Source organism: Streptomyces sp. NPDC051020, from assembly GCF_040683105.1.
In the GTDB taxonomy this organism is placed as follows: domain Bacteria; phylum Actinomycetota; class Actinomycetes; order Streptomycetales; family Streptomycetaceae; genus Streptomyces.
This window is the reverse complement of record NZ_JBFBCG010000150.1, coordinates 1-8,917: the sequence shown is the minus strand read 5'-3', so window position 1 is coordinate 8,917 and position 8,917 is coordinate 1. Positions and strand designations below refer to the sequence as shown.

Below are 8,917 nucleotides of genomic sequence, written 5' to 3'. Positions count from 1 at the left end.
TCCGCTGTCTGCCCCTACCCCTCCGCGATCATGCTCGGCACACGAAGAAGCCCCTGCTCATCGAACAGGGGCTCCCTTTGCCACAACGCACTGACGCCGACACACCAGACAAGCGTTTCCAAATCTCATCAACATTCCGGACATCGGCAACAAGCGACTGCTCCTGCAGCTCGTCTACAAACGTTCTCCCTTCTCACCTACGCAGCCACCCAGGCCGCGCATGCCCGGGATCTGCGTACGTACTTCGACTCCTGTGGTTCGGGCGAGGCCGGTGCGACTGGCGCGACGCGACCATGGACGATCGGGCAGCGTATGAGTGGTGGCGTCGTCGCGACGACCACGGACCTCGTGTGGAGGACACCAGTTGGGACCGCGAGGTCTCCACGGTCAACCAGTTCTATCTCTGGGCGATCGAGCAGGACCTCGTACGGGCCAATCCCGTTCGTCAGCGCGCGGCCGCGGCGTGGTCGCCCCGGCGGCGCGGGGTCGGCGGGAGCGCGGCGCGGCAGGTGCCTGCTGAGGTGGACGCCCTGGTAGACCTGCCACCCATGGTCATCGCTGACATGCTCGGCATCCACCCCAAGACAGCCGAACGCTGGGCCACCCTCGCCGGTGAGAACTGGACCGAATTACTTGTCGTCGCTGACGTGACCAGACCGAGGTACAGGACTGCTCACCCTGCGGACGGATACTGCAACTGCAGAGGATGCTTGGGCTGAAAAGCGGCAGCACCACCTCGGTGCTGCCGGAAAATGGATCGTCACGGCGGACCAAGCCTCCTACCGTTCCGCCATGCAGATCGTTGTGACGCTGGACTGTATCGACACTGACGCGCAAGCGGGCTTTTGGCTCGCTGCGCTCGCCCCGCTGGACTACCGGCGCGGCTTCCACGGACCGCCCTACCTGAGCCTGGTCGGGCCCGCTCCTGCACCAACTCTTCTCCTGCAGCACGTCCCAGAGCCCAAGCAGGGCAAGAACCGCATGCACCTTGACCTCGACTTTGGCACCGCGGACCTGGTGTCCGAGGTCGATCGCCTGGAACGGCTCGGCGCTGAGAGGCTCTCTGAAGAACTCAGTGAACACGGCTTTCGCTGGATCGTCGTTGCCGACCCGGAAGGCAACGAGTTCTGCGTATTCAACCCCCCGAACAGCACTGCCGTTCTGCAGTAGTTACTAGGCCGGGCTGAGGTCCCACCTCGGCCTGGGGATCCGTCGGCGGCGGATCCCCAGGCCGAGCCTGTTCAACCGTCGATGACAGAGCCTTGCAGAGTCGTCTGGGCCTCCAGCGCTGGTGTCCCGCCTTTCCAGACACTCGCTAAAGCTCTCCCCGCCGACCGTCGGTGAAGTACGAGCGGAGCCGTCGGCATCAGGGCCCAGGTTCAGGCCACTCTGCGGCATCGGGGCGGCACCCCGGAGTCAGGCGGCTCCCCTCTCCCCGTCGCGAGCAAGACGGGCCACCGTCGCGGCGAGAGGCGTGCGCTTTGTCACCGCTGACGTGACCGGGCCGCTCACCCTGCGGGCGAATACTGCAGCTCTCGAATACCGACACTCCACCAGTGCTCCCGCACCACCTCCGAGGGTCTGATCGGCGGGGTCACCGGGGCGCTGGCGGCTCCGTCCACGCTGCTACTGGCCCGGTACGACGCTCTGGGCCACCTGCGGCTGGTCGCCCGCACGACCCCTCTGCCCACCGTCGTACGGCGCGAGCTTGCTCAGCGGCTGCACCCGGCCGACGCCGATCAGCCCTGGCACGGGCGCCGCTTCAGTGCCGGCTGGGGCACCCGCGGCGAGCTGGAGTACCACCCCGTGCGCCCCGACCTTGTGGCGGAGTTCCTCGCCGACACCGCCGTCGACGAGGGCGTCTACCGCCACCCGGTGCGCTTCCTGCGGCTGCGCGACGACCTCACCGTGCAGCAGGTCCCGCCCTTCGGCACCTGATCGCGCCCCAGGCGGCGGTCAGGCGGAGGCCAGGATGCCCAGTTTGCCGAGCAGACCGCGCACCCGCTGTTCGACGGCGTCGCGGATCGGCCGCACGGCCTCGATGCCCTGGCCCGCCGGGTCGTCGAGCTGCCAGTCCAGGTACCGCTTGCCGGGGAAGACGGGGCAGGCGTCGCCGCAGCCCATGGTGATCACCACATCCGAGGACTGCACGGCCTCCGTGGTGAGGATCTTCGGCGTCTGGGCGGAGATGTCGATGCCGACCTCCTTCATCGCCTCGACGACGGCCGGGTTGACGGAGTCGGCGGGCGCGGAGCCCGCCGAGCGGACCTCGACGCGGTCGCCGGCGAGGTGGGTGAGGAAGGCGGCGCCCATCTGGGAGCGGCCGGCGTTGTGGACGCAGACGAACAGCACCGAGGGGCGTGAGGCGGGAGTGCTCATGGAGGGTGTCTTTCTCGGGGGTGTGGTCAGGAGGTGGCGGGTTCGGGTTCGCTGTGCGGGACGTCGGCCGCGCGGCGGGCCGCAGCGGTGTGCGGACCGTAGACCGCGCTCACGACGGCGAGCCCGAGCGCGGCGCCGAGCAACTGCGCGGCGATGAACGGGGCGACGGATCCGGGAGCGATCCCGGCGAACGTGTCGGTGAAGGCCCGGCCGACGGTCACCGCCGGGTTCGCGAACGACGTGGAGGAGGTGAACCAGTAGGCGGCCCCGATGTAGGAGGCCACCGCAGCCGGGGCCAGCGAGGCACGGCCGATCCGGCCCAGGCCGAAGACCAGCAGGATGAGCCCGGCCGTGGCGACGACTTCGCCGAGCCACAGGTGGCCGGTGGACCGGTCGTGGGTGGAGAGCTTCATCAGGGGCTTGGCGAACATCGCGTCGGCCAGGATCGCCCCGCCGATCGCGCCCGCGATCTGGGCGGGCACGTACGCGGCAGCGTCCCGCAGAGCGAAGCCGCCCGGGGTGCGGCGGCTGGTGAACCAGGCGGCCAGGGTCACGGCGGGGTTGAAGTGCGCGCCGGAGACCGGCCCGAGCAGGGCGATCAGTACGCCCAGGCCGAAGACGGTGGCCAGGGAGTTGGCGAGCAGCTGAACACCAACGTCGTGCGACAGCTCGGTGGCCTGGATACCGGAACCGACCACCACCGCCACCAGCAGCCCGGTCCCGATCGCCTCGGCGACAACCCGGCGGCCGAGCGGCGCGGTCACGCCGTGGCCCCGGCGGGCTGCGCGGTGGTCAGGAACCCGGCGAGCCGGTCCAGGACACCGGGCAGCACCCAGTAGTACACCCAGGTCCCGCGGCGCTCGCAGTCGATGAGGCCGGCCTGTCGTAGCAGCTTGAGGTGGTGGGAGATCGTCGGCTGGGACAGGTCGAAGGCCGGGGTCAGCTCGCACACGCAGACCTCCCCGCCGTCCCCGCGCGAGGCGATCATCGACATCAGCCGCAGCCGCACGGGGTCGCCCAGGGCCTTGAAGACCTTCGCCAGGTCGGCCGCCTGGTCCTCGTCCAGCGGCGCGGTGGACAGGCCCGGGCAGCAGGCGGCGTCCTGGCCGATCACCTCAAGCTCTTGTTTCGACATTCCTCTATGTTGACGTTTTTCGATCCAAGGCGCAAGGTTGCATCAATGAACGTCAATGCAAGCCGTTCCGGGCACCGTCATGCCCGTAATCCAGGAGTGAAGTCATGAGCGAGCAGTCCACCGACCTGCGCGAAACCGTCCGCCAGCGGTACGCAGCCGCAGCCGTGAAGGTCACCGAGGGCGGCGCCGCCTGCTGCGGGCCCGAGCCGGTCGAGGTCGACGAGAACTTCGGCTCGACCCTCTACGCCGCCAACGACCGCGACGCCCTGCCGGCCGATGCGGTGGCCGCCTCCCTCGGCTGCGGCAACCCCACCGCCGTCGCCGAACTCCGCGAAGGCGAGCGCGTCCTGGACCTCGGCTCCGGCGGCGGCATCGACGTCCTGCTCTCCGCCCGCCGCGTCGGCCCCATCGGCAAGGCGTACGGACTGGACATGACCGAGGAGATGCTCGCCCTGGCCCTGGCCAACGCCGCGAAGGCGGGCGCCGCCAACGTGGAGTTCCTCAAGGGCACGATCGAAGCCGTGCCGCTGCCCGCGAACACGATCGACGTCGTCATCTCCAACTGCGTGATCAACCTGTCCACCGACAAGCCCGCCGTCTTCGCCGAGACCTTCCGCGTCCTCAAGCCCGGCGGCCGGATCGGCGTCTCCGACGTCGTAGCCGACGACACCCTCACCCCCGACCAGCGGGCCGAGCGCGGCGACTACGTCGGCTGCATCGCCGGCGCCCTGTCCTTCGCCGAATACCGCGCCGGACTCGAAGCCGCCGGGTTCACGGACGTCGAGATCATCCCGACCCACCCGGTCGCCGACGGCATGCACTCCGCGATCGTCCGCGCCACGAAACCGGTGACAGCCGAAAGGGCCCGGCCGACTGCCGAGTCGAGTGATGCCTGCTGCGGCGTCTACGCCTGCTGTACACCCGCCGAGACCTCCGTCGACCCCGCCCTCACGGTGACCGAGTCCAAGACCGCGTCAGGGTGCGGCTGCCAAGACTGACACAAGAACGGGGTCGGGAGCCCACAAGCTGGGGAAGCCCCGACTCCGCTTCCGTCGTGGACAACGGACAAGTCCAAGCCCTGTCCATAAGCCCACCAGCAGCCCGGACCCTGCGGCAGCACCGGTACGGCACGGGCCAGCGCCAGGTTGATCGGGAGTTCCACAACTTTCATGCTGCGACCAGGCGCTGATCACGGCGCGCCGAGTGCGGTGTCCGGCCGGCACACCTCGCAGGCCTGAGTTCCGTCACCGAGGGCGGCGAGGGCCTGCTCCCGGCTGATGGCCCGCAGCTGCTTTCCGGCGGCGAAACAGTCCCCGCGGTGGACCTCGGACCGCAGGGTGCCGATACCGATGTCGGTGATGCCCCACTCCGGGAAGGTGCGCGGGCGTCGATTCTCGCTCTCCCGTTTCTCGACCGGCGCCTTCCCCTCCTCCCCGCCGCGCTGCCGCTCCGGCGCCCGTCGCTGCTGGCCCTGGCGTTCTTGGGCTTCGAGCTGCTGGATCCGGTCCCGGGTCTGGCGCAGCTGCCAGTCCAGCCACTCCTGAAGAGTCCGGAGCTTGTCGAGGCGGGTTATCGACCCGGGGTCGGACACGGCTACGCCGCCTCGTCTGCTGTTTCGTGTGCGTGCTTGAGCGCCATCCGCGCCGCCACCACACCGCTGTCGAGGGTCGCCCAGTACGGGTGCGTGGCCACTTCGGTGCTCAGCTGGAGCAGTTCCGCCTGGAACCGGCGCACTTCCGCGGCCTGCTCCTGCGTGTAGCCGGGGCTGTCGGCCTTGCCGGAGCGGAAGCTGGTGTACGGCTGCCTCTCGCTGTCCCAGCCGGGCATCGGCTCCGCCGACCAGGGCAGGCCGGCGGCGTACTGCTCGTATGCGGCGCGGGTCTGGTGCAGCGCGAGCTGGGCGTCGCGCAGGTCCTCGGGAAAGTCGTACGTGGGCACATCTGAATGGTACGCGTGTTCGATTTTCGAATGCGAGCGGCGCGCTGACCGTTCCCGTGACTGTGGCTTAGCGGGTGAACTTTCCTTCGGCATCGGAGCTCTGCCGGTCTGGAGCCGATGTGGGAAGCATGGCTGCCAACTGCCCGTGACGCGGGATACCGGACCAAGGAATCCGTGGTTTCGTCCCGCCCCACGGGAGCTTCCGGTTTAGGCCGTTGACCAGCACTTTTTCGGTGCTGTGCTGGGTCGCATGATGACGTTCAAGCAAGTCAGCAAGGGCTCCGCATACAAGTACTACGGGCGTCAGGTGGCGGTCGGCGACGGCCGTCGGCCCCGAGGGAAGAGCCTGGAGCAGGCGCAGGAGGAGGCGGGTCTCCCGCCGGGTGTGTGGATGGGCCGGGCACTGCCCGCGGTCGGCCTGACGGCCGGGGCGCCGGTCACCGAGAGGCGGATGCGGAACCTGTTCGGCGAGGGCCTCCACCCAGACGCGGACCGCATCGTTGCCGACCGCCTGGGCGCCGGCGACAGTCCCGCAGCGGCCGCCCGGGCGGCCCGGCTACCGGGTGCAGAACCGGTCCGGCACCGACCTCGTCTTCCGCCCGCCCGGCAGCGTCCAGGCCCTGTGGGCCCTGGGCGCACCGCCGGTGCGCCGGCTCATCGAGCAGCTGCAGACCCGCGTGGTCGGCGAGGTCCTGGCCGAAACCGAGGCACAGCACCTGTGGGTCCGGGTCGGAGCCGACAGCCTGGTGCAACGCGAACGACGAGCCGACCTCCACCAGGGCCTGCTCGAACTGGCCTGCAGTCTCATCTGCCTCCGCCGCCTACGAACCTCATTCTGAAATGATCAGTTAATCGGTAGGCAAAAGATCCGTACAACCGATGCCTTTCCTCGTGCGTCGTGAATCACGACGGCTTTCGGTAGCCGTTCCCCCGTCCCGCGCCCCGCGCGCCCCCCGACAGAGGATCGAATGAAACCAGTCAGACGCGCCACCGTCACAGCGGCCATCGCGGTGGTGCTCGCCACCACGGGCGCACTGCTCACCGCGGCCACCGCCCCCGCCTCCGCCACGACGTCCTGCACGTCGCCCCTTTATAAGCGGCAGTTCTTCGCGAACACCACTTTCTCGGGTACCCCGAAGAAGACGGACTGCGACAGCGCGATCGACCAGAACTGGCGCACCGGCGCCCCGGCCACCGGGCTGCCGAAGGACAACTTCGCCGTCCGCTGGACCGTGACGCGCGACTTCGGCTCCGGCGGCCCCTTCACCTTCGCCGCCTCGGCCCAGGACGGCATCCGCGTCTATCTCGACGGCACCCGCAAGGTCGACCTGTGGAAGAACGTCTCGACGACGGTGTCGAAGACGGTCAACGTCACCATCCCTTCCGGCAAGCACTCCCTCCGCGTCGACTTCGTCAACTGGACGGGCGCGGCCAACGTCAAGTTCGTCTACACACCCCGCACTTCGGCGACCGTCGACAAGGTGGCGCCGCTGACTCCGACAGGCGCTGCCGCGTCCTACGACACCGCCGCCGGCAAGGCCAAGCTCGCCTGGGCGAAGAACAAAGAGATGGACCTGGCCGGCTACCGCGTCTACCGCCGCACCGCCGGCACCAGCGGCTGGAGCCTGCGCAACTCCACCCTGATCACGGGCACCACCTTCACCGACGCGCCCCCGGCCACCGGCGCCACCTACGAGTACGCCCTCCGCGCCGTCGACCGCTCCGGCAACGTCTCCGCGCTGTCCGCGGTGACGAGCGTCGTCAGCGCCGACAGGACGGCCCCCGCCGTGCCCACCGGGCTCACGGCCACGTACGACCCGTCTGCCGGCGCCCGGCTCTCCTGGTCCCCGGTGAGCGGGGCGAGCTCCTACGAGGTGCAGCGGGCCGTCGCGCCCGAGGGGCCGTTCGCCTCCGTCGGCACGCCCACGCAGAGCGCCGCCCTGACCGACCTGTCCGCCGCCGTGGGCACGACCTACTACTACCGTGTGCGGGCCAAGGACAGCGCGGGCAACGCCTCCGCGTACTCCGCGCCCATCCAGCTCGACGCCACCGAGGCCAAGCCGCTGCCGCCGACGGCCATCTCCGCGAACGGCTGGGTCGACCGCAACACCGTCGGCTGGCGGTACGACGGTGACGCGTCCCACCGGTTCCACATCTATGCCGCCGAGTCGGCCGCCGGTCCGTGGACCCGGTTGACCGAGACGCCGGTCACCGGCCCCGGCTACGACGACTACGCAGCGCCCGTCGGCGAGGTGCGCTACTACCAGGTCAGGACGGTCACGACGCACGGCACGGAGTCGAACCCGTCGGCGACGGCCTCGGCCACCCGCACCGGCGACGTCACCCCGCCGCACATGCCGTACGGCCTGAACGCGTGGAACGGCACTGATGGCGTGCACCTCGCCTGGACGGCCAACACCGACGACACGGATCACTACCTCGTCATGCGCAAGCCGATGTTCGGCGCGTGGGAGCAGATCGCCGTGGTGCGGGACGTCAAGTACCTGGACGCCAGCGTCCCGGTCGACGTGCAGTTCGGCTACACCGTCCGCGCCGTCGACGCGGCCGGCAACATCTCCCGCATGCCCGAGCCCGGCTATGGCACGGTCAACGGCAAACGCCTGCCGGTCTACGAGAAGCCGGCCGCGCCCGCCTCGGTGACCGCGACGGCCGAGAACGGCAACGTCAAGGTGGAGTGGACCGCGAGCACGTCGACCGATGTGGCCGGCTACTACGTCTACCGCACGACCGGCACGGACCCCACGACGGCCTACCCGGTCTCCCCGCGCATCACCGGGACTACGTTCACGAATGAGAACGTGCCCGCCGGCAATACGTGGCACTACGTGGTGCGCGCCGTCAGCACGCACAGCATGTGGTCCGACTTCTCGCCGATGGCCGAGGTCACCGTGGCCTGCCCGGTCCTGACCGCACCGGCCACCCCCCGGATCACCGGGGGCGGCAGGGGCGCGGACTACGTCCAGCTCAACTGGGAGGTCGGAGCATGCGACCAGGGTGCGACCGTCTCGTACAACGTCTACCGATCCACGTCCAGCTCGGACGTCTTCACCCCTGAGCACCGCATCGCCACGGGCGTGACGGCACTGACGTACATGGACCCCGGTCTGGCGCCGGCGTACTACTACTACGTCGTAACCGCCGTGGCCGCCGACGGCACTGAATCGGCCCCGCAGGCCGTGCCGTTCGGGATATTGATGATGGCGCCCTGACACCCCGCTCGATCCCTCAGCCCCCACCGTCCGGACGCCTCATGCTTTCGGACGGCGGGGCCTTCGCGTCGGAGGGCGGCAGTGCGATCAAGGTGACGGTTCCGTCGTGACCCTGCGCGCGGCGTCGGCTTCGCCGGCGTGGGCACTGTCACGTTGACTGACCGGGTGGGATGATCTTCTGGTGGGTCATGCTGGGAGGAGTTGTCCGTGGGTAGTACGCCGCCGTCGTACAAGG

General features: G+C 69.5%; 11 protein-coding genes and 2 pseudogenes. 7 read left to right on the top strand and 6 right to left on the bottom strand.

From position 1 onward, the window contains the following. Window positions 1-350 precede the first annotated feature (350 nt). Both AB0N06_RS37045 and AB0N06_RS37040 read left to right on the top strand, forming a co-directional pair. On the top strand, window positions 351-719 hold the full coding sequence (locus tag AB0N06_RS37045; RefSeq protein WP_366139085.1) for a hypothetical protein: 369 nt from the start codon (window positions 351-353) through the stop codon (window positions 717-719). A 73-nt stretch (window positions 720-792) separates the two neighbouring features. Continuing rightward, window positions 793-1,170, top strand: coding sequence for a VOC family protein (locus AB0N06_RS37040; protein ID WP_366139084.1), 378 nt, complete (start codon window positions 793-795; stop codon window positions 1,168-1,170). 456 nt (window positions 1,171-1,626) lie between these two features. On the opposite strand, the gene AB0N06_RS37035 is transcribed toward AB0N06_RS37040, so the two are convergent. Continuing rightward, the gene (locus tag AB0N06_RS37035) at window positions 1,627-1,752 is read right to left on the bottom strand and encodes a hypothetical protein (protein ID WP_366139083.1); all 126 of its coding nucleotides are present in this window, start codon (window positions 1,750-1,752) and stop codon (window positions 1,627-1,629) included. Window positions 1,753-1,806: 54 nt separating this feature from the next. On the opposite strand from AB0N06_RS37035, the gene AB0N06_RS37030 reads away from it, so the two are divergent. Next, a complete protein-coding gene (locus AB0N06_RS37030; RefSeq protein ID WP_366139082.1) occupies window positions 1,807-1,938 on the top strand; it encodes a hypothetical protein in 132 nt (43 codons plus the stop codon). An 18-nt stretch (window positions 1,939-1,956) separates the two neighbouring features. Here AB0N06_RS37030 and AB0N06_RS37025 read toward each other — a convergent pair whose 3' ends face one another. Genes AB0N06_RS37025 through AB0N06_RS37015 form a run of 3 tightly spaced genes read right to left on the bottom strand, consistent with a single transcriptional unit; the run spans window position 1,957 to window position 3,514 of the window. After that, on the bottom strand, window positions 1,957-2,379 hold the full coding sequence (locus AB0N06_RS37025; protein ID WP_366139081.1) for an arsenate reductase ArsC: 423 nt from the start codon (window positions 2,377-2,379) through the stop codon (window positions 1,957-1,959). Between the two features lie 26 nt (window positions 2,380-2,405). Next, entirely contained in the window at window positions 2,406-3,143 is a 738-nt protein-coding gene (locus tag AB0N06_RS37020; RefSeq protein WP_366139080.1) for an MIP/aquaporin family protein, read from the bottom strand. Beyond that, on the bottom strand, window positions 3,140-3,514 hold the full coding sequence (locus AB0N06_RS37015; protein ID WP_366139079.1) for a metalloregulator ArsR/SmtB family transcription factor: 375 nt from the start codon (window positions 3,512-3,514) through the stop codon (window positions 3,140-3,142). The genes AB0N06_RS37020 and AB0N06_RS37015 overlap by 4 nt, the downstream gene beginning before the upstream one ends. Window positions 3,515-3,618: 104 nt before the next feature. Between AB0N06_RS37015 and arsM the strand changes: the two genes are divergently transcribed. Beyond that, the gene (gene arsM / locus AB0N06_RS37010) at window positions 3,619-4,512 is read left to right on the top strand and encodes an arsenite methyltransferase (RefSeq protein ID WP_366139078.1); all 894 of its coding nucleotides are present in this window, start codon (window positions 3,619-3,621) and stop codon (window positions 4,510-4,512) included. Between the two features lie 191 nt (window positions 4,513-4,703). Here arsM and AB0N06_RS37005 read toward each other — a convergent pair whose 3' ends face one another. Beyond that, complete coding sequence (locus tag AB0N06_RS37005; RefSeq protein WP_366139076.1) at window positions 4,704-5,105, bottom strand: DUF6233 domain-containing protein; 402 nt, start codon at window positions 5,103-5,105, stop codon at window positions 4,704-4,706. A 2-nt stretch (window positions 5,106-5,107) separates the two neighbouring features. Beyond that, on the bottom strand, window positions 5,108-5,452 hold the full coding sequence (locus AB0N06_RS37000; protein WP_366139075.1) for a hypothetical protein: 345 nt from the start codon (window positions 5,450-5,452) through the stop codon (window positions 5,108-5,110). 250 nt (window positions 5,453-5,702) lie between these two features. On the opposite strand from AB0N06_RS37000, the pseudogene AB0N06_RS36995 reads away from it, so the two are divergent. The 3 genes and pseudogenes from AB0N06_RS36995 to AB0N06_RS36985 all read left to right on the top strand — a co-directional run. Next, window positions 5,703-5,900 (top strand): annotated as a pseudogene (locus AB0N06_RS36995) (hypothetical protein); the annotation flags it as partial. A 115-nt stretch (window positions 5,901-6,015) separates the two neighbouring features. After that, window positions 6,016-6,153, top strand: a pseudogene (locus AB0N06_RS36990) (hypothetical protein); the annotation flags it as partial. 267 nt (window positions 6,154-6,420) lie between these two features. Next, window positions 6,421-8,682: a PA14 domain-containing protein gene (locus AB0N06_RS36985; protein ID WP_366139074.1), complete on the top strand. Its 2,262-nt coding sequence runs from the start codon at window positions 6,421-6,423 to the stop codon at window positions 8,680-8,682. Window positions 8,683-8,917: the final 235 nt, after the last annotated feature.